At 70.0% G+C, this 18,417-nt stretch carries 18 protein-coding genes; 2 read left to right on the top strand and 16 right to left on the bottom strand.

Features of this window, described 5'->3' with window-relative positions:
- Positions 1–2: 2 nt before the first annotated feature.
- Genes Acor_RS14485 through Acor_RS14475 form a run of 3 tightly spaced genes read right to left on the bottom strand, consistent with a single transcriptional unit; the run spans position 3 to position 2,604 of the window.
- On the bottom strand, positions 3–785 hold the full coding sequence (locus Acor_RS14485; RefSeq protein WP_155337156.1) for an ABC transporter permease: 783 nt from the start codon (positions 783–785) through the stop codon (positions 3–5).
- Entirely contained in the window at positions 782–1,783 is a 1,002-nt protein-coding gene (locus Acor_RS14480; protein ID WP_155337155.1) for an aliphatic sulfonate ABC transporter substrate-binding protein, read from the bottom strand. The genes Acor_RS14485 and Acor_RS14480 overlap by 4 nt, the downstream gene beginning before the upstream one ends.
- Positions 1,780–2,604: an ABC transporter ATP-binding protein gene (locus Acor_RS14475; protein ID WP_218034279.1), complete on the bottom strand. Its 825-nt coding sequence runs from the start codon at positions 2,602–2,604 to the stop codon at positions 1,780–1,782. The genes Acor_RS14480 and Acor_RS14475 overlap by 4 nt, the downstream gene beginning before the upstream one ends.
- A gap of 161 nt (positions 2,605–2,765) precedes the next feature.
- Between Acor_RS14475 and Acor_RS14470 the strand changes: the two genes are divergently transcribed.
- A complete protein-coding gene (locus Acor_RS14470; protein ID WP_155337154.1) occupies positions 2,766–3,935 on the top strand; it encodes a hypothetical protein in 1,170 nt (389 codons plus the stop codon).
- A gap of 129 nt (positions 3,936–4,064) precedes the next feature.
- On the opposite strand, the gene Acor_RS14465 is transcribed toward Acor_RS14470, so the two are convergent.
- From Acor_RS14465 to Acor_RS14440, 6 genes are all read right to left on the bottom strand, one after another.
- Entirely contained in the window at positions 4,065–4,235 is a 171-nt protein-coding gene (locus Acor_RS14465) for a hypothetical protein (RefSeq protein WP_218034278.1), read from the bottom strand.
- Positions 4,236–4,516: 281 nt separating this feature from the next.
- Entirely contained in the window at positions 4,517–5,542 is a 1,026-nt protein-coding gene (locus Acor_RS14460; protein WP_155337153.1) for a hypothetical protein, read from the bottom strand.
- The gene (locus Acor_RS14455; RefSeq protein ID WP_155337152.1) at positions 5,517–5,843 is read right to left on the bottom strand and encodes a hypothetical protein; all 327 of its coding nucleotides are present in this window, start codon (positions 5,841–5,843) and stop codon (positions 5,517–5,519) included. Before Acor_RS14455 ends, Acor_RS14460 begins: the two co-directional genes overlap by 26 nt.
- A 157-nt stretch (positions 5,844–6,000) precedes the next feature.
- On the bottom strand, positions 6,001–6,321 hold the full coding sequence (locus Acor_RS14450) for a hypothetical protein (RefSeq protein WP_155337151.1): 321 nt from the start codon (positions 6,319–6,321) through the stop codon (positions 6,001–6,003).
- Complete coding sequence (locus tag Acor_RS14445) at positions 6,302–6,952, bottom strand: hypothetical protein (protein ID WP_155337150.1); 651 nt, start codon at positions 6,950–6,952, stop codon at positions 6,302–6,304. Before Acor_RS14445 ends, Acor_RS14450 begins: the two co-directional genes overlap by 20 nt.
- Positions 6,953–7,280: 328 nt before the next feature.
- The gene (locus tag Acor_RS14440) at positions 7,281–8,144 is read right to left on the bottom strand and encodes a LysR family transcriptional regulator (protein WP_155337149.1); all 864 of its coding nucleotides are present in this window, start codon (positions 8,142–8,144) and stop codon (positions 7,281–7,283) included.
- 93 nt (positions 8,145–8,237) lie between these two features.
- Here Acor_RS14440 and Acor_RS14435 point away from each other — a divergent pair, with 93 nt between their 5' ends.
- Complete coding sequence (locus tag Acor_RS14435; RefSeq protein WP_155337148.1) at positions 8,238–8,975, top strand: SDR family oxidoreductase; 738 nt, start codon at positions 8,238–8,240, stop codon at positions 8,973–8,975.
- Positions 8,976–8,998: 23 nt separating this feature from the next.
- Here the strand turns inward: Acor_RS14435 and helR are convergent, their stop codons facing one another.
- The 7 genes from helR to Acor_RS14400 form a co-directional block, all read right to left on the bottom strand.
- Complete coding sequence (gene helR / locus Acor_RS14430; RefSeq protein WP_155337147.1) at positions 8,999–11,152, bottom strand: RNA polymerase recycling motor ATPase HelR; 2,154 nt, start codon at positions 11,150–11,152, stop codon at positions 8,999–9,001.
- A 117-nt stretch (positions 11,153–11,269) separates the two neighbouring features.
- Positions 11,270–11,395 (bottom strand): hypothetical protein, encoded by a 126-nt coding sequence (locus Acor_RS45415; RefSeq protein WP_281353218.1) that lies wholly within the window; start codon positions 11,393–11,395, stop codon positions 11,270–11,272.
- Between the two features lie 185 nt (positions 11,396–11,580).
- The gene (locus tag Acor_RS14420) at positions 11,581–12,975 is read right to left on the bottom strand and encodes a DUF2254 domain-containing protein (protein ID WP_155337145.1); all 1,395 of its coding nucleotides are present in this window, start codon (positions 12,973–12,975) and stop codon (positions 11,581–11,583) included.
- Positions 12,976–13,239, bottom strand: coding sequence for a YetF domain-containing protein (locus Acor_RS46250; protein WP_155337144.1), 264 nt, complete (start codon positions 13,237–13,239; stop codon positions 12,976–12,978). It lies immediately after the preceding gene.
- Positions 13,240–13,635: 396 nt separating this feature from the next.
- Positions 13,636–15,786, bottom strand: coding sequence for an MMPL family transporter (locus Acor_RS14410; RefSeq protein WP_155337143.1), 2,151 nt, complete (start codon positions 15,784–15,786; stop codon positions 13,636–13,638).
- Positions 15,787–15,808: 22 nt separating this feature from the next.
- Positions 15,809–16,345, bottom strand: coding sequence for a TetR/AcrR family transcriptional regulator (locus Acor_RS14405; RefSeq protein ID WP_155337142.1), 537 nt, complete (start codon positions 16,343–16,345; stop codon positions 15,809–15,811).
- A gap of 83 nt (positions 16,346–16,428) precedes the next feature.
- The gene (locus Acor_RS14400; protein WP_155337141.1) at positions 16,429–18,396 is read right to left on the bottom strand and encodes a sensor histidine kinase; all 1,968 of its coding nucleotides are present in this window, start codon (positions 18,394–18,396) and stop codon (positions 16,429–16,431) included.
- Between the last annotated feature and the right edge of the window lie 21 nt (positions 18,397–18,417).

Genomic DNA, 18,417 nt, shown 5'->3' with positions numbered 1-18,417 from the left:
GCTCAGGTGTGGGTGCGCAGGACGCGCCGTTCGACCAGGCCGAGCAGCACGTCGCAGGCCTTGCCCAGGGCCGCCAGCAGCAGGATCGCGAGCAGTAGGATGTCGGTGCGTCCGGTGTTCTGGCTGTCGGTGAGCAGGAAGCCCAAGCCCATCGAGGAGGCGATCAGCTCGGCGGCGACCAGGAACAGCCAGCCCTGGGCCAGGCCGAGCCGCAGCCCGGAGAACACTGCGGGCGCCACGCTGGGCAGCATGATCCGGCCCAGCAGGGAGCCGCCGCGCAGCCCGTACGCCCGGCCCACCTCCACCAGGTGCGGGTCGGCGTGCGCCAGCGCGGCCGACACCGTGGTGTAGACCGGGAAGAAACTGCCGATCGCCACCAGGGTGATCTTCGGCCCTTCGCCGATGCCCAGCCACAGCACCAGCAGCGGCACCCAGGCCAGCGACGGCACGGCGCGCAGCGCGGCCACGCTCGGCGCGACCAGGGCGCGGACCGCGGCCGACAGGCCGACCAGGGCGCCAAGCGCGAACCCGAGCCCGGATCCGGCGGCGAACCCGATCACCACCCGCTGGAGGCTGATCGCCACATGCTGCCAGAGCGTGCCGTCCCCGGCGAGCTGGCCGAGCGCCTCCAGCACCGACAGCGGCGGCGGGAGCTGGGCGGAGGAGTAGGCGCCAGTGGACGCCAAAACCTGCCAGGCCGCCAGCAGCAGGACCGGCAGCGCCAGCGCCGCCACGGCGGCCCGCAGCCCCGGCCCGGATCGGGTCGCCTTGGCGGGCGAGGTCACGGCTTGGCCGCCTGCTGGGCGAACTTCGGCTCCAGCAGCGTCTCCAGTGCCGTCCTCGCGTCCTGCTCGCTCTTGACCTGCTTTTCTGCCACCAGCGTCGGCAGGATGCGCTCCAGCACCTGCCGCTGGGCGTCGCCCGGCACCGGGCTGATGTCCAGTTTGGTCCGCTCGCCCAGCACCACCTTGGCCACCTCGGGAGAGACCTTCGACTCGCGGGCCAGCAACGAGACCGCCGCGTCGGGATTCTTCTGGATCCAGTCGCGAGCCTTCTCGTACGCGTTGACCGCCGCCTGCACCAGATCGGGATGCTCGGTGATGAACGCCTCCCGGGCATTGAGGAAGCCGTAGGAGTTGAAGCCCGGATTGCGGTAGATCAGCTTGGAGCCGGCGTCCACCTGGCCCTGCGCCATCAGCGGATCCAGCCCGGCCCAGGCGTCGACGTCACCGCGCTCCAGCGCGGTCTTGCCGTCGGCGTGCTGAAGGTTGACCACCTCCACGTCGGTCGCCGCCAGGCCCGCCTCGTGCAGCGACTGCAGCAGGAAGAAGTACGGGTCGGTGCCCTTGGTGGCCGCGACCCGCTTGCCCTTCAGCTCCTTGACGTCGGCGATCGGCGAGTCCTTGCCCACCACGACCGCCGCCCACTCCGGCTGGCTGTAGATCCCCACCGCCTTGATCGGCGTCCCGTTGGATCTGGCCTGGAAGGCGGCGGCGCCGGCGGTGGAACCCAGGTCGATGACGTCGCTGCGCAGGTTCTCGTTGGCCTTGTTGCTGCCGGCCGACAGCGTCCAGGTGACCTTGACGCCCTTGGCGGCCAGCTCGGTCTCCAGCCACTTCTGTTCTTTGATGACCAGGCTGGAGGGGTTGTAGTAGGCGTAGTCCAGCCGCAGTTCGGTCTGCGCCCCGGCGGCCGGTTGGCCGGTGGTGTCCTCGCCGCTGACGCAGGAGGTCGCCAGCAGGGCGGCCAGCGTCAGTCCCAGCGTGATCCGGAGTCTGCTCATGGTGCGTCGTTCTCTCTTTCGCGGGGGGCGGCCCGTCGCGGCACGCCGAGGCGGGCCAGCAGGTCGGATCTCAGTTCGGCCAGTTCCGGCTGGTGGTGGTCGCGGGGCCGGTCGCCGGGCACGTCGAGTACGGCGGCGACCCCGGTCGGGCCGCCGTCCGGCGGGGCGGCCAGCAGCACGATCCGGTCGGCCAGCTTCAGCGCCTCGTCCACGTCGTGGGTGACCAGCAGGACGGTGGTGCCGGAACGGCGCTGCACGTCCTCGACGAGGTCCTGCATCCGCAGCCGGGTCAGCGCGTCCAGGGCGGCGAACGGTTCGTCGAGCAGCAGCACGCCCGGCCGTCTGGCCAGCGCCCGGGCCAGGGCGGTGCGCTGGGCCATCCCGCCGGACACCTGCCGGGGCCGGTGCCGGGCGAACCCGTCCAGCTCCACCTCGGCCAGCCACCGGCGTCCCTCGGCGTCGCGGTCCGCCCTGGGCAGGTCGCGGGGGAGGCCGAGGGCGACGTTCCCGGCGAGGGTGCGCCAGGGCAGCAGCCGCGGCTCCTGGAAGACCACGGCACAGCGCGGGTCGATGCCGGCCACGTCGTGCCCGTCGACCCGAACCGTTCCGGCGGTGGCGGTGTCGAGCCCGCCGACCAGCCGCAACAGCGTCGACTTGCCGCAGCCGGAGGCGCCGAGGAGCGCGACCACCTCGCCCGGGGATATCTCCAGATCGATGCCCTGCAGCACCACATGTTCGCCGAAGGCCCGGCGCACGCCGCGCAGGGAGACCCCGGCGGGGGCAATTCCGGCCGAGCCCACCACAGAGGTACGGATCACCACAACCAGAACAATAACCTACTAAACCAGTAGCAAAAACGGACTTACCGTCGTGGCAGGCCGGACGCAACAAATCTGGCCGCCCAGTCGTCTCAGGGGGTGTGGAAGAAGACAACGCGCCGATTCGCTCCCGCGGTCACGACGCCAACCTCACCCGGGAAGCTGTGGTTCGACCCTCCGGGAGAGGCGCCCGCCGGTTGCGGCTGGCGGGCGTTGTCGCCGCCGGCGCGGCTCTCGCCCTGGGCGTGATGTGGCTGGTTTTCCCGGATCGGGTCCGCGTCGCCTCCTCCGTCGGCGTCCCGGGGCTGCCTCCTCCGCCGTCGGAGGTCTGGCCTGAGGCGGTCCACGAGCTTCCGCTGAGGCTGCCGGATGGCAATCCGTACCAGCCGATCCTCTTCCTGGACCGGGACAGGATGCTGATCAAGGTCGAGGCCGGGCTGCTGGCCTCCTACGATCTGCGGACCGGCGAGGTGAAGGACCTGGTCCGCCTCCGGAAGGAGATCCGCGCCTCCGGCTTCGCCGTCGGGTCGGGGGCCATCGTCTGGTGGACGAGCCGCCGCGACCGCGACGGCCAGGTGGTCGACATCTGGACCGCGCCGATCACCGGCGGAAAGGCAGCCGTCCGCGCGAGCGCCCGGCCGGACGGACTCGTGAAAGACCCCAGACTCCAGGTACTGTCCTCGGCCCTGGTGAGCATGGACTCCTTCAGCGGGCTGTCGGTGGCGGGCGGGAACATCTACTGGTCCAGCGTGAACGCCGGCCTCTGGCGGCTCCCGCTGGCCGGCGGCGCGCCCCCGGCCCCGGTTCCCGGCACCGCCGGATACCACTTGCTCTCCTATCCCTGGATGGGCCGGCCCGACGAATGGGGCAGACCACTCCCGCCCGGACAGGCCACTCCGGGCGACACCAACCGGCCCGTCTTCGGCGACCTGCTCAACATCGAGACCGGCGAGACCAGCACCGCCGTCATCCCCCCTGACACCCACTCCTGGACCTGCGGCCTCACCCGCTGCATGGGCCCCCTGCCCGGCAACTCCGGCGAGAACGGAGCCGCCCAGTCACGCGACGGCTCGGCGCAGCGGCGGCTCCCGTCCATGGAGACCCAGAACGCGGCCATCGCCCGGGACCGTTTCTCCATCCTGCGCGTGTACGGCACCGGCCACCGGGTCGAGGCCGTCGCCTTGGTGGACCTGAAAACCGGCGAGGCCGGCCTGGTGGGCCGGCGCGGCGTGGGGGACGGCCTGGCCCGCGGCCAGCTCTTCCACCACACCGACCTGTACTCCTACCGGCTCAACGACAAAATGATCATCGTTGACCTGCGCGCCATCCCCTAGCGCGGCAACGTCCGCAACCACCATGAGCGCGCCGCCCTGTCGACAGATGTGACAACGACGCTGGGATACGGCGTGGTCCTGTTGGTGCCGAACAATTCACGGTTCCGGCAGTTCGTGATCGATTCCGGCTCAGGCCAGGTCGACGGGCCGTATCCGCAGCTTGGCGGCGATGCGGGCCAGCGCCTGCTGGTCGGCGGCGGTGAGCGGGTCGAGCACGAACTGCCGGACCGCGCGGACGTGCGTGGGCGCGGCGGGGACGACCACCGCGTAGCCGGGGCGGATGGGCGACCGCTCGCCCATCTGGACGGAGAGTCGGTGTCGCCGCCCTCGGCGCCCCGAAGATGCGCGTCGAGATCCGCGTCACCGCCATCATCGGGAGCTGAGTCGACAACGTCCCGTGAGGTCAGCCGGATTGGGACGTGGGGTGCGACTTGCGGAGTCTGGCCGCCCGGGTGATCAGGTGAGGTGAAGCCGGGCGGTTCTGGTGGCGATCATCACAAAAGCGACACTCGTGCATTCCCGGGCCTTGGCATCAGCGCGTACAGCGAGCCGTCGAATGAGACGCCCCGAGGTCCATCAGCTCAGCCAGAGCCGGAGTCTCCCTCTCCCAGCGGGAGAGGCGGTCGTGGACTGTCGTCGTTACCGCACAGTTCCAGCACTTCCAGCACCTTCTGGGGTTGGGTCATGTCAGCGCTTCGCTCCAGGAAGATCAGCTGGCGCTGGGTCAGCGTCCGCACCGCGAGCTGGCCCTTGTCCTTGATGACCAGCACGCTGCCCACCAGCAGCACCGCCTGATCAGTTCCCTGAAGTGCCTGAATGAGCGTCGCCGCGGCCTGCGCCTGGAGGTTGTCGTTCTGGGCCTGGACTTTGTGCAGGCCGTGCAGTTCGGCGGCCCTGCGAATCTCGTCGGCTATCTCCTTGGCTTCGGCAGTGCTCGCCAGGTCCTTGGCCTTCATCCTGAACGTACGAAACCACGACCCCCGAAGAGGGGCGATCTGAGCGGAAACGCCCCAGCCGAACGATTCCGCCAGCGCGACGACCGCCGTCTCCACCGCGGAACTGGCCGGTTCGTCGGAAAGATAGACAAAGCACTCCTGCGTCGCCTTCGAGGCCCCGACGCGGGATTGCCGGAGAAGGGCACTGCGCATTTCGGTCTCAATGGGATTGGGCGGACGAGCATCACCCGAGTGACCGCCTCCGGCCGATCCGACCTGCGCCCTTCCGCCAACGACAAGGCGGTCCCGTTCGGCTTCCGCGACCTCCTCGAGTTCGAGCAGGACGCCACTGACGAGCGCGATCGCCGACGCCGGGCGCTCATTGACCAACCTGCGCGCCTGCTCAAGTCTGATCTGGAGAGTACGCAGCCTTGATCCGGTCGTCGGATGCGGTTGAAGCGCCAACTCCCGGTCCAGCAGGTCCTCGACCTCGGCCAGCATTTCGCCGGCCAGGCCGGTAAATTGCTGACTGCGAAGTTTGGATCTGCTACCCGTTAGGGCAACCGCGACAAGTCCCTCGACGACCCGCTCAGTGAAACCCCATGACGGCAACCCGCGGTGCTCGTCCGCGCCGGGGGAGACATTGTCAGGCTGGTCCCACAGTCCCCGCACCCTGCCCCTCGACAAGCCGCCGCTGGTGGAGATATCGCCAAATGCCGTCGACGAGCGCCAGAAGACGCTGGCTGGTCCTCATGCTCTGCGTCAGCGACGCCACCCAGGCGGCCTGTTTCAGCAGCAAAGGCGCGAAGTCGGAGACCATCCAGATCAGTGGCGGGCCGAGCTCATCGCTGCCGCGCAGGTCGACCGGGAGGCCGAGGACATGCGGGTTGCCCGCTGGATCGTCGCCGACCACGCGGCGGGAACGCCGCATGGGCCAGGCCAGTTGCTCCAGGACACCGGGGACGCGGACCAAGTCGACGTCGTCTGACCTGTCGGTGACCGATCTCTGGGTGATGATGACTGCGATGCCCAGAGAGTAATAGGGCGACTCATCCCCATCGGTCGTACGCCACGGAATGTCCTCCAGCGGCCCCGGCCGAACGTAGCGATCGTCTGCCAGTACTCCTGAGTCAACGACCAGCGACGATGCAGCGACTGGCCAGGGCCATCTGATCGTCGTTGAGCAGACCGAGCACCCGGGTCCGTTCGGAGAACAGGTCGCCGATACCAGCCATGGCGTTGACCGTGAAGTACAGGATCGGCGCCGCGCCCGCCACACCCTCAGGCTGCGGTCCCACGTCCAACGGGGTCTCCACCGCCGGGGCGTCCTTGACGATCCCCCAGGTCCAGCCGCACTCGACCAGCAGGCCCGGATCATCCGAGTCGACCCCGGCGGTCAGGTCCCGCAGTCCGGCCCGGATGAGCTGTAGTTCACGCTGAAAGGTCCTCAAAGATCTGCCGCTCCGGGAGGCCGGCCTGGTTGACGGTTGCCAGCAGCACACGCCCCGCGTCGCTGGCCGGGCCGAAAGCGTTGACCGTGAAACTGCGCTGCAGCCCGACCATCGCGGCCGACAGCCGCGTTCTGGCCGAGTCCTCGCACGCACGCAACTCCTCGCGGAGTTCCTCCTGGACGCTCTGGCGATACACCCGAAGGAAGGCCAGGCCGTCCAGCATGAGCGTCACCGACGTGGAGAACGAGTCCACAACGTCGAGCCGCATCTGGCGGGGAGACACCTGCTCGTCGGGGTCGGCGGGCGCGAAGTAGGTGCCTGCGGCAAACAGCGGCCGCCCATCCGCGCCGGTATAGCGGCGCAGATAGTCCCCGACAGCCTTCAGGATGCGGTTGGCAATCTCGGCGCTGTCCCCTAAAGCGGCCAGCACGTCGTCGGCGATCTCATTCGGAGTGCCGAGGTTAAACCCGGGAAGCTCGGAAGCCGGATAAAGCAGACAGGCCAGTTGCTCCGCATCGGAGATGCTGTTCGAACCACTTCGGCCGCCCCACGTCCAGTCGCCCTCACGCAGCGAGGTGCGGGCGACGGCCGCCCAGATCTCCAGGAGCTCCCGCCGTGGCTCAAGATCCATACACAGTCATCCCCTCCGACACCTCTACACAGAGCGTCGGCCCATGACCGCCTCGGTGTAGCGCGAGGGAGTTCATTTGCGTATGCTCCCACCCGCTGCAACGACGACCAGCCCGTGATCCCAGCGGCGGCGGCAGGCAGCGCCGCCGTCGGCTGGCGGCATGGTCGCCGGGACCCGCAAGCGGGCCATCGGACGCGGCGAGCACACACGGGCCTGCGCGTCGGCATCGAGGCCGAGGAATGCACCAACCCGCCGCTCTGGAGATGCGCGGTACGGGTGACTTCGGCGCTGAAGCGAGCCACTTCCTCCACGACCGGTCGATGGAAGGTCACAGCTGTGTGGCCGTGCGGATCAGCCCGGCCAGGGCGAGGGAACGGCTGTGCGCGGGCCAGGCGATATGGGTCACGACAGGGGGCGCGTCGGTCAAGGGGACGGCGGTGTGCTCGGCCCACAGCCACGCGCGGGCGGAGTCGGGGATGATGGCCACGGTACGGCCGAGGGCGATCAGCTGGGCCAACTGCGTCTGGTCGCGGATCTCGGGGCCCGGGCCGGGCGGGAAGATGCCGTGGCGGGGCCAGCGGGCGAGCGGAAGATCGGGGACGTCGCTGACCTCGGCCAGGGACAAAGTCCTGCGCGCCGCGAGGGGGTGCCCGGCGGGCAGGACGGCGATCTGCCCCTCGGTCAGCAGTTCCTCGCTGTCGAACCCGGCCAGGGAGTTGAACGGCGCGTGCATGAGCGCCACGTCGGCGCGGCCATTACGCAGCAGCTCTTCCTGCTCGCAGATGCCGCACGGCAGGACCTCGATCTCGGCGGCGTCGGGCTCGGCCGCGTAGGCGTGGAGAAGCTTCTGCAGCAGCTCGTGCGAGCCGGCGGCCTTCACCGCCAGCACCAGCCGATTGCGGGGGCCGCCCGGACCGTCGGCGGCACCGGCGCGGCGGGTGCGGCGAGCGGCGGCGGTGGCCGCGTCGAGGGCTGCGCGGCCCTCGTGCAGCAGCACCTCTCCGGCGCCGGTCAGGCAGACTCCGCGGCGGTTGCGTACCAGCAGGGAGACGCCGAGACGCCGTTCGAGCTGCTGGATCGCCCGCGACAGCGGCGGCTGGGCCATGCCGAGACGCTCGGCGGCGCGGCCGAAGTGCAGTTCCTCGGCGACGGCCACGAAGTACCTCAACTCGCGTGTCTCCAGGGCGTCCACGGCCACAACCTACCTCAGTGATACCTACCGGGTATGACAGGGCACCGTATCGGTGTTGGATGCACCGCCCGTACGCGAGCGAACATCAACGTCATGAGCGAAACGAAGATCGCGCTGGTGACCGGCGCGAACAAGGGAATCGGATACGCGATCGCCGCCGGGCTGGGCGAACTCGGATACCGCGTGGGTGTGGGAGCCCGCGACCAGGTCCGGCGCGAGACCGCCGTTGAGAAACTGCGCGCCGCCGGGGTGGACGCATTCGGGGTGCCGCTGGAGGTGACCGGCGCCCACAGCGTCACCGACGCCGCGGAACTGATCGAACGGCGGGCCGGGCGCCTGGACGTCCTGGTCAACAACGCCGGCATCTCAGGCGACGCGGGTCCAGGGTGGGCGCAGGACCCGACCACGCTCGACCTCGACGTGGTCCGCACGGTCGTGGAGACCAACGTCATCGGTGTCATCCGGGTGACCAACGCCATGCTGCCGCTGCTGCGGCGCTCAACCTCGCCACGCATCGTCAACCTCTCCAGCAGCGTCGCCTCGCTCACCCGGCAGGCCGACCCGGACATCGAGATCGGCCCCATCATGGCGGCCTACTCCCCGTCGAAGTCGTTCCTCAACGCCGTCACCGTCCAGTACGCCCGGCAGTTCGCCGGTACGAACATCCTGATCAACGCCGCCTGCCCCGGCCTGGTCGCGACCGACTTCACCGGCTTCTATGGCCCCCGCACTCCCGAACAGGGCGCAGCCACAGCGATCCGGCTCGCCACACTCCCCGACGGCGGCCCGACCGGTTCGTTCTTCGAGGACGACGGCGTCATCCCCTGGTGACCTTGAACCTGTGCCGGCCGGCGTCAGGAACTCGTGAGGATGACGAGTTGCTGGGTCGCCCTGGTCATCGCGACATAGCGGTCGACCGCCCCTTCGATGCCCTTGCCGTACGCCTCCGGGTCGATGAGGACGACCAGGTCGAACTCGAGTCCCTTCGACAGCTCCGGGGTCAGCGACCGGACGCGGGACGTCGTCCGGAAGGTGGGATCGCCGATGACGCAGGCGATCCCGTCGGCATGCGCGGCGAGCCAGGCGTCGAGGATCGAGCGCAGATCCGAAACGGATCCGTGCACGACGGGGACGTCGCTGGTGCGGATGGAGGTGGGCACGTTGGCGTCCGGGAGCACGGCCCGGATGACCGGCTCGGCTTCCGCCATGATTCCCGCAGGCGTCCGGTAGTTGACGCTCAGGGAGGCCAGGTTGACCCGGTCGATCCCGATCCGCTTCAGTCGTTCCTGCCATGACTCCGTGAACCCGTGCCTGGCCTGGGCGCGATCCCCGACGATGGTGAAGCTCCGGGACGGGCACCTGAGCAGCAGCATCTGCCACTCCGCGTCGGTCAGTTCCTGAGCTTCGTCCACGACGATGTGCGCGAACGGGCCGGCCAGCAGGTCCGGTTCGATGCCGGGCGGCGCGGTCTCGTCGACCAGGGTGTTCCGCATGTCCTGTCCGTGCAGCATCGTCACCACACCTTCACCGTCGTCGTCGGCCTCAAGCAGGGCGTCGACGACCTTGGTCATCTGCTCGCGTTCGGCGGCGACAGCGGCCCTGTGCCGACGCTTACGCCGTGACGCCTCCGGGTCGCCGAGCCGCTGCCGTGCCGCGTCCAGCAGCGGCAGGTCGGACACCGTCCAGGCCTGGGCGTCCCCGCGCTGCAGCGCCTGAATGTCCTCAGGGCTGAGCCAGGGAGCGCATTTCCGCAGGTAGGCGGGCACCGACCAGAGGTCTCCGACAAGGTCGGCCGCCTCGATCAGCGGCCACGCGCGGTTGAAGGTCGTGAGCAGCTCCCTGTTCAGCAGCAGCGACTTGCGCAGCAGGTCAGCCGGGGCGTCGCCGCCGTGCTTGTCCATCAGGATCGTGAGCAGCTCCTCCCAGATCTGGTCGCGCGCGTCGTTGTGCGGCGTACCGGGCTCCGGCGCGTCGAACGCCTCAGCCCAGTCCTCGGCACTCAGCCAGATGTCGGACCAGTGGGTCGTGACCGTCATCCCCGTGGTGGGCGGATTCTCGTAGAACCGGACGGCCGGCTCGATCGCCTTCACCAGGTTCGCGGACGACTTCAGCCGGGCCACGTTCGGGTCGGTCTCGATCGCCGCCGCGGCACCTTCGGCGACGAGGTCCCGCAGGGTGCAGGTCTGCACACCCTCCTCTCCCAGGCTGGGCAGTACGTCGGCGACATAGGCCAGATACGGCTGGTGCGGACCGACGAACAGCACGCCGCCCCGGTGATGACCGAGGCGAGGGTCGGAGTAGAGAAGGTAGGCGGAGCGGTGCAGAGCGACGACGGTCTTCCCCGTGCCCGGCCCGCCGTCCACGACGAGAGCGCCGCGGGATCCCGCGCGGATGATGGCGTCCTGGTCGGCCTGGATGGTGCCGAGCACGTCCCGCATCCGGGCCGACCGGTTGCCGCCCAGGCTGGCGATGAAGGCGGACTGGTCGTCGAGCGCGGCGTGCCCTTCGAGCCCGTCCGGGGTGAACACCTCGTCCCAGTAGTCGCTGATCCGGCCGCGGGTCCAGCGATACCTGCGGCGGCTGGCCAGGCCCATCGGGTTGCCGTGGGTCGCTCCGAAGAACGGCTCGGCCGCGGGGGAGCGCCAGTCGAGCAGCAGCCGGCGGCCCGTGCTGTCGGTGAGGCCGAGCCGTCCGACGTACACGGGCTCGGGGTCGTCCGCGCTGACCATGTGTCCGAGGCACAGGTCCAGGCCGAAGCGGCGCAGGGTGCGCAGGCGGGCGGTCAGCCGGTGGATCTCCAGGTCCCGGTCCAACGCGGCGCGGCCTTTGCCGCCGGGCGCCCTGCGTTCGGCATCGAGGCGGCCGGACAGGTCGGCGATCGACTGCCCGAGGCTCTCCGCGATGGCCGTGAAGTGCTGCTCGTCGCCGGCGATCAGCTTCGGGTCGGCCTTGGGGGCGAGGTGGTCGGGAAGGTCAAACGCGCTGGTAATCAGGGGGTTCACGTCCATTAGCTCCGATCTGAAGTCGATTTCAGCCAGACGCGCAAGGCGTCTGGACCGGCGTGCCGGACCTGGTGGCTCGACCCGTAGGCAGGGTGGGTCCTGGCTCCGACGATCCTGCGCGGTTCACGCGGGCACTGGCGGCCTTCCTTGGCTGACCGCGCCGAGCAGCAGTTTCGCGCCGAGCTCGCGCGACGCCGCCAGCGGTTCGACGTCCCCGCACGACCCATACGTCGACAACAACACACGCACTTCGCAATCCCCCATTGCCGCCGATTCTGGTCTCGGCCGACGATTCTGCGGCACGACCCGGGTCTTGCCGCAAGCCCCCCGGTGCGCTATACGTTGAAAGTGGAGAGGGGCGGAGCGGATACTCCCCTTTCCCTTCATCGTCCGCTGTAGGCCGCGAGTTCGACGGTGCCGCTTCACAGCGGATGTCAGGGGCTTCGTCCAGTGTGCGCCGGCAGGGTGGCGGTCGGCCAGCGCTGGGTGAGCGCGGCGGAGACCGTGTCGGCGATGCCGTCGAGCCGTACTCGCTCCTCGGGGTCGAGGTCCTGGTTGGTGATCGCGGTTCGGGTGCGGCGCAGCTGCGCGCCGATGCACTCGGTGTGCGCGGGTGTCCGGCTGGACCAGGCGACCTCGCGCAGCAGAGTCAGCAGTCGTGCCATCACCTCTGGATCTGCGGCCCCGTAGCGGCGGGGCTGGGCCAAGCCCAGTTCCAAAAGCATCGGCAGATCCGGGCGAGCCAGGATGACCCGGATCGTTCCCTCGGTATCGCGAAGCACTTTGGGCCCCAGGTCACGCCCGACCGCTTCGCACAGCACCGCGGAAATATGCCCCAGGGCGTGGACCGCGGTCGTCGGATCGTTCACCCCTGGCGAGAGTGCCTTGACGGCGACGTCGACGAGCTGGCGCAGGCCGAACGCCACGTCTTGCGCCGTCGTTCTTTCAAAACCCGTTCGTGTCGCCGCCCCAACCCGCCTGCTCAAGGCGTCGACCTGCGGCGGGGTCAACGGACCGGGCCCATCAAGGCGCCAAGCGGTGGCGATGGGAACGCCGGCGATCAGAGATTCGCCGGGGCAGCGGTCGAGCAGAATCACGGCGTCGGCGTCGACCGCGGCGTCGACCAATGCGGTCTCGTCCACGGAGGTGAAGAAGCCGGAGGTGGACGCGCTCAGCGGTACCGCACCGGCAGGCGGCTGGGGCAGGGGCGGGGCGGGTTGCGGCGGGTGAGGCAAGAGCCGCCGCACGGTTTCCGCCGCCTCCTCCTGGACCTCCCGCAGCATCGACTCCACCCGGATCTGCCGGGCGAGATGGGCCAGGAACACCACCAGCCCAAGGACGCTGACCAGTCCCAGCACGTATGCCACGGTCACCGAAATCTGCGGCACGAACGCGGCCTGTGCCTCCAGCGAGGTCCGTACGGTCCGCAGCACCGTGACCGCGTACGTGAACGTGGCCAGCAGCAACGCCAGCGTGCCGTGCACCAGCCGGTCACGGGTGAAGGTGCGCAACAGCCGTGGCGAGAACTGGCTGCTGGCGAGCTGGAGGGTCACCACGGTCAAGGAGAAGGTCAGCGAGGTCACCGTGATGATCGACCCCGAGATCACCGAAAGAAGCGTTCGTGCCGCGTCCGGACCGCCGCTGAAAAGGAACGCGCTCACCGGCGATGACAGCCGACCGTCCACGGCCGCGTCCAGGGCGGGCAACATCACGCCCAGGCCGAGCGCCACCAGGATCCCGACAGCGGGCAGGGGCCACAGTTTCGTACGCCAAGCGTCGCGCAGGACACTCCATCGCTGCCGATCGTCACCCAGGCCAGGGCCGGACATCTACCCTCCAGCCCGTGTCGATGGCCCGCCGCCGACGTGCGGGCCGGGCAGAGCGCTGCGCCGACCGGCGTGTCCGGCCGAGACCACGCTGAAGCTGCCGTCGGTCTCCAGCACCACAGCGGTAACCGCGCCCAGATCACCCAAGCCTTGAGCCCGGACCGCCTGACAGACCTCGCCCGCTGTGACCCGTTGTGCGCGCATCAGCTCGGGCTGGAATTCACCGTCGCGAAGCCGTCCTACGTCGGACCAACCTTGAAAGAACATGAATCCGCCTTACCCGGCCAGGGCGAACCAAAGCAATTTCGCTTGATGCCGAAGGCGAGCGACAGTGACGGGCCGGTCTCGCCTTGTGCTGTGAAGGACCAGCCGATCGACCCCCTCACGGTCCGCCGGCGGCAGCGTTCTCCACCGCTAATTTCTGCGCTCAGACTCCTCGCGGGCCGGACCGCGCGCTGCTCAGTCCCACGGTCCAGCCGGACCGGTTGCGCCGGCAGAGATCCACGACGGCCCGTACCACTACATCAAGAACTGGGACTACGACTGTAGCCGTTAGCTGCTCAAATTCGGCACGAAAGTGGCTCACGCCAACGGCCGGCCGCCTCAGGCGGGATAAACCGGTGCGGCCCACCGCCACATTCCGCGCGGTGGGCCGCACAACGACTAGCCGACGCGCTCCGGCACAGGCGGGCGCGACGTGGCGAGGTGGTGGTTGAGCCGTTCGCCCTCGACGTCGAAGTCGGGCAGCACCCGGTCCAGGACCTTCGGCAGCCACCAGGCCGCCCTGCCGAGCATCGCCATCACGGCCGGGACCAGCGTCATGCGCACCACGAACGCGTCGATCAGGACGCCGAGCGCCAGCGCGAAGCCCATCGACTTGATGATCGGGTCCTCCATGAAGACGAAGCCGCCGAACACCGAGGTCATGATGAGCGCGGCGGCGGTGACCACCCGGGCGTTGTGCCCCATGCCGTTGATCGTGGCCTGCCGGGCGGTGTCGCCGTGCACGAAGTCCTCGCGCATGCGTGAGACCAGGAACACCTCGTAGTCCATGGCCAGGCCGAACAGGATGCCGATGAGCAGGATCGGCAGGAAGCTGACCAGCGGTCCCGGCACCTCGACGCCGAACAGCCCGGCCAGGCGCCCCTCCTGGAAGATCGCCACGGTGATGCCGAACGTCGACCCGATGGTCAGCAGGAAGCCGAGCGCCGCCTTCAGCGGTACCAGGATCGACCGGAAGACCAGCATCAGCAGCAACACCGACAGCCCGACGACGAGCAGCAGGTAGACGGGCATCGCCTCGCCCAGCTTGTCCGACACGTCGATGCCGACGGCGGTCGCGCCGGTGACGGCGATCTCCGCGCCCGCGATGGTGGCGACCTTGCCCCGGATGGCGTGCACGGCGGCCTCGGTCGAGGCGGCGGTCGGCCCCTCCTTGGGGATGATCGCCAGCAGCGCGGTCGTGCCGGTGGCGTTGGGCTGCGGCGGGGCGACCGCCAGCACGCCGGGCACCTGCTGGATCAGCGCGGCCGCCTGCCCTGCGGCGGTGTTCACGGCGGCGGCGTCCTCGGCGGAGACGACGGCGATCAGCCGTGCGTTGAAGCCCTCGCCGAAGCCCTTGCTGGTGAGATCGTAGGCGGCGCGTTCCGGGGTGCCGGGCGCGGCCGTGCCCGCGTCGGGCAGCGCCAGCCGCAGATCCTGTACGGGCAGCGCCAGCACCCCCAGGCCGACGATGCCGATCAGCAGGATCGGCACCCGCAGACGGCTGACCAGCCGCCCCCACGTGTAACCGAAGCCCTCCTTGGCGACCGCGCGGCCGTCGCGCTGCTTGCGTGGCAGGACCCGCGGCCCGGCGTACGCGAGGATCGCCGGCAGCAGCGTCAGCGCCACGAGCACCGCCACGGCGACGGTCCCGGCCGCGGCCAGGCCCATGACGGTCAGGAAGGGGATGCCGGCGACGAACAGACCGGCCAGCGCGATCACCACGGTCGCCCCGGCGAACACCACGGCGGACCCGGCGGTGCCGGTGGCCCGCCCGGCGGCCTCCTCCCGATCCAGCCCGTCGGCCAGGAACTGGCGGTAGCGCGAGGTGATGAACAGCGAGTAGTCGATGCCCACGGCCAGGCCCAGCATCAGCGCGAGCACCGGGGTCACCGAGGTCAGCTCGAATACGCCGCTGAGCGCGAACAGGCCGGCCATGCCGACCCCGACGCCGACCAGCGCGTTGAGCAGCGTCATCCCGGCCGCGACCAGCGACCCGAAGGTGACGATCAGCACGATCGCGGCGATCAGCACGCCGATCGCCTCGGAGCCGCCGACCTCCGGCGCGGCCCGCAGCACCTCACCGCCGTGCTCCACCTGGATGCCGGTGGCCGAGGCCCCCGCCTTCAGGTACGCCTTACGCTGCACGTCGGTGATGTCGTCGATTTTGTCCTTGAACTGGACCTGGACCAGCGCGTACCGGCCGTCGGGGGAGAGCGCGCGGGCCTGGAAGGGATCGATCGCGGCCACCACGCCGGGCACGGCGGCGGCTTCCTCCACCACCGGCGCGACGACCGCGGGGTCCAGTTTGCCGCCTTCGGGCGCGGCCACCACGATGACGCCGACGGCGCCGCTGGCCTGCGGGAACTCCCGCACGAGCGAGTCGAGGGCGCGCTGGGATTCCGTGCCGGGCATGGAGAACTTGTCACTGGACGGGCCGAGGAACAGGGCAGCGGCCACGCCCAGGAGCGCGAGCAGCAGCAACCAGACGGCGGCGACTCGCCCCCGGTTGCGGAAGGAGAACCGGCCGAGCCGGTACAGCAGGGTCGCCATGAGTAGGGGTCTCTCCCAATGATCAGTCAGTTGGGCGGCCGAGGGCGCGCAGCGCGCCACGGGTCAGTTCCACGCGCATGATCTCGTCCGGGACGTCGACGCCCCGGGCGCAGGTCAGGAAGATGCCGACCAGAGTCATCCAGCCCACCACCCGGCACTCCTGCCCGGGGGCCCGGCCGACCAGTGCGTCCACCAGGCTCTCGGTGGCGCTGTCGACGTCGGGCAGTTCGGGGCGGCAGAGCAGGTCGTCGACGTCCACGAGAAGGATCTTGACTTGGCGGCGGAATCGCAGCGCGAGTTCCACCAGCCCGGCGACGGCCTCCCGGGCGGCCTGCTCCCCGTCGAGCGGGGCGAGTTTCCCCTGGATGGTCTCCAGGTCCCGCCCGACCGGCGCGAACAGTTCGCTCAAGATCGCGTCTTTGTTGGTGAAGTGGTAGAGCAGCGATGCCTTGGAGCAGCCCACGTCCGACGCGATGTCCTGGAGGGACGTGCCGCGGAAGCCGTGGGCGGCGAACAGTCGGGCCGCCGACTCCAGGATCTCCGCTCGCATCGAGGTCATGACCCCAACATAACTGACCGATCGGACAGACTCTGTCCGATCGGTCAAAGGGTAAGCGAAATCACACGAAACGCATGACCTGTTCAGGAGGACCTGGGGCTGGGCTCCATGACGACGGTGGGCAGCCGGGCTTCGACCAGGGTTCCGCCGGTGTCCGGTGAGGTGATCGCGCAGGTGCCGCCCAGTTCGGCGGCCCGTTCCCGCATCGAGGAGGTGCCCACTCCGGCGCGCCGCAGCTCCGCCAGCCCGACGCCGTCGTCCTCGATCCGCACGATGAGCTGCTCGTCCTCCCGGGTCAGCTGGAGCAGCACCCGGCCTGCTTGGGCGTGCCGCCGCACGTTGGTGAGCGCCTCCTGGACGATCCGGTACGCGGCGACTTCGACGGCGGCGGGCAGTTCGCCGAGCTCGTCGGCGACGACTTCCACACTGGTGGCCGGGGGCAGTGTCTCCTTGGTGAGCGAGGTGACCGCGCCGGTCAGGCCGAGGTCGTCGAGGGCGGGCGGGCGCAGGCCGTACACGAGTTCGCGGATGTCGCCGGTCACCGCCTCCATGCCGGAGCGCAGGTCCTCCAGCAGGTCGTCGGCGGTGGCGGGGGAGCGGCTGATGCTGATCCTGGCCATGTTGAGGGTCATCGCCATCGCGCCGAGCGTCTGGCCGAGCCCGTCGTGCAGGTCGCGGCGCAGGCGGCGGCGCTCCTCCTCGCGGGCGGCCAGGATGCGCCCGCGGGAGCGTTGCAGGTCGGCGGCCATCCGGGCGGAGTGCGCCATGTCCGCGACGTACGGCAGCAGGGTGGTGATGACGCGTTCGTCGTGGGAGACGGCGAACCGGCGCGGCCCGCAGGGGCCCAGCAGCAGGCGGCCGACGGGTTCGCCGTGCCAGATCAGGTCGATCGCGCGCGGCCGGTCGCCGACCGAGCCGCTGTCCATCCGCGGGCCGTCGGTCACCTCGACGGCGGCCCCGGCCACGGCCAGGCCGTCCCGGACCACGGTGACCGCGACGCCGAGCGCCTCGGCGGGGTCGGCCTGCCGGGCCTCGTGGACGAGGCGGCCGGCGAGCAGGCGGGGGTCGCCGGACCTGCCGTAGAGCATGCGGTCGGACAGGCGTTGCAGGGCGCGCCGCAGCGGCTGGAAGAACGCGCCGGCGAACAGGGCGGCGGCCAGGCCGGCGACCTGGTGATAGCTGGACACCAGCAGGCTGGACACGGCGCCGACGCCGAAGTAGACGGCGCTGACCACGGTGATCAGCCCGGCGGCCACGATGGCGTGGCTGATCACCGTGTCGATGCCGAACAGCCGGTAGCGCAGCACCGACACCATGATCGAGATGGGGATGAGGCAGGTCCAGGCCGCGCCGATCACCCAGAACCGCGGGCCGAGCAGCAGGCACACGACGTAGATGGCGAAGGTGAACAGCGGCCACGCGATCTGCCGCCGGGTCACCGGGTCGGCGCCGCGCAGCCGTACGGCGAGCGACACCAGCCCGGCCGCGATGCACACGTTCGTGAGTACGTAGACCACGTTGTACAGGTCGGCGTGGTAGGGCTGGAAAAGGTCGATGGCCAGCGGGTTGGGGATTCGCGCTTTGTCACCCGTGCTGAACAGGAACGCCTGCAGCACGGCGGCGGTCACGGCGATCGGCACCAGCGGACGCCAGCGCCGCGACGGGAGCCTGCCGTCGGGGGAGAAGAGCGGGAGGAGGACGGCCAGCATGACGCCGCTGAGCGTCCACGGTATCGAGGCGAGGTCGTTCAGCAGCCCCGCCAGCATGAGATCGCCGTCGGCCGCCGCGCGGTAGGTCAGGATCGACAGCAGCACGCAGATCGCCGAGAACATCCCGCCCACGTACATCAGCCAGGCGATTTTGGATTTCGGCTGGTGCGCCAGGAGGAACGCGCCGACCAGCGGGAAGGCCAGACCGGAGGTGTAGTCGGGGGTGGCGGGCAGGGCGGGCGCCCAGTCGGGCGGCAGGCCCAGCTGGATGAACACGGCCGTCGGCACGATGACCAGCCCCCCGGCCGCCATCGCCCACGCCGCCAGCCGTGCTCGTCGCATGTTCTCCCCGTGGATCACCCC

The sequence above is a fragment of the Acrocarpospora corrugata genome (assembly GCF_009687845.1).
In the GTDB taxonomy this organism is placed as follows: domain Bacteria; phylum Actinomycetota; class Actinomycetes; order Streptosporangiales; family Streptosporangiaceae; genus Acrocarpospora; species Acrocarpospora corrugata.
Note: the sequence above shows the minus strand (reverse complement) of the source record. Positions and strands in the feature narration are given on the sequence as shown.

Excerpts from the sequence above, each read along its gene's own strand:
- Acor_RS14405 (WP_155337142.1), bottom strand. The coding sequence starts at position 16,345 with ATGACCTCGATGCGAGCGGAGATCCTGGAGTCGGCGGCCCGACTGTTC.
- Acor_RS14420 (WP_155337145.1), bottom strand. The coding sequence starts at position 12,975 with ATGTCCGGCCCTGGCCTGGGTGACGATCGGCAGCGATGGAGTGTCCTG.
- Acor_RS14410 (WP_155337143.1), bottom strand. The coding sequence starts at position 15,786 with ATGGCGACCCTGCTGTACCGGCTCGGCCGGTTCTCCTTCCGCAACCGG.
- Acor_RS14445 (WP_155337150.1), bottom strand. The coding sequence starts at position 6,952 with ATGGATCTTGAGCCACGGCGGGAGCTCCTGGAGATCTGGGCGGCCGTC.
- Acor_RS14480 (WP_155337155.1), bottom strand. The coding sequence starts at position 1,783 with ATGAGCAGACTCCGGATCACGCTGGGACTGACGCTGGCCGCCCTGCTG.
- Acor_RS46250 (WP_155337144.1), bottom strand. The coding sequence starts at position 13,239 with ATGTTCTTTCAAGGTTGGTCCGACGTAGGACGGCTTCGCGACGGTGAA.
- helR (WP_155337147.1), bottom strand. The coding sequence starts at position 11,152 with ATGGACGTGAACCCCCTGATTACCAGCGCGTTTGACCTTCCCGACCAC.
- Acor_RS14465 (WP_218034278.1), bottom strand. The coding sequence starts at position 4,235 with ATGGGCGAGCGGTCGCCCATCCGCCCCGGCTACGCGGTGGTCGTCCCC.
- Acor_RS14435 (WP_155337148.1), top strand. The coding sequence starts at position 8,238 with ATGAGCGAAACGAAGATCGCGCTGGTGACCGGCGCGAACAAGGGAATC.
- Acor_RS14400 (WP_155337141.1), bottom strand. The coding sequence starts at position 18,396 with ATGCGACGAGCACGGCTGGCGGCGTGGGCGATGGCGGCCGGGGGGCTG.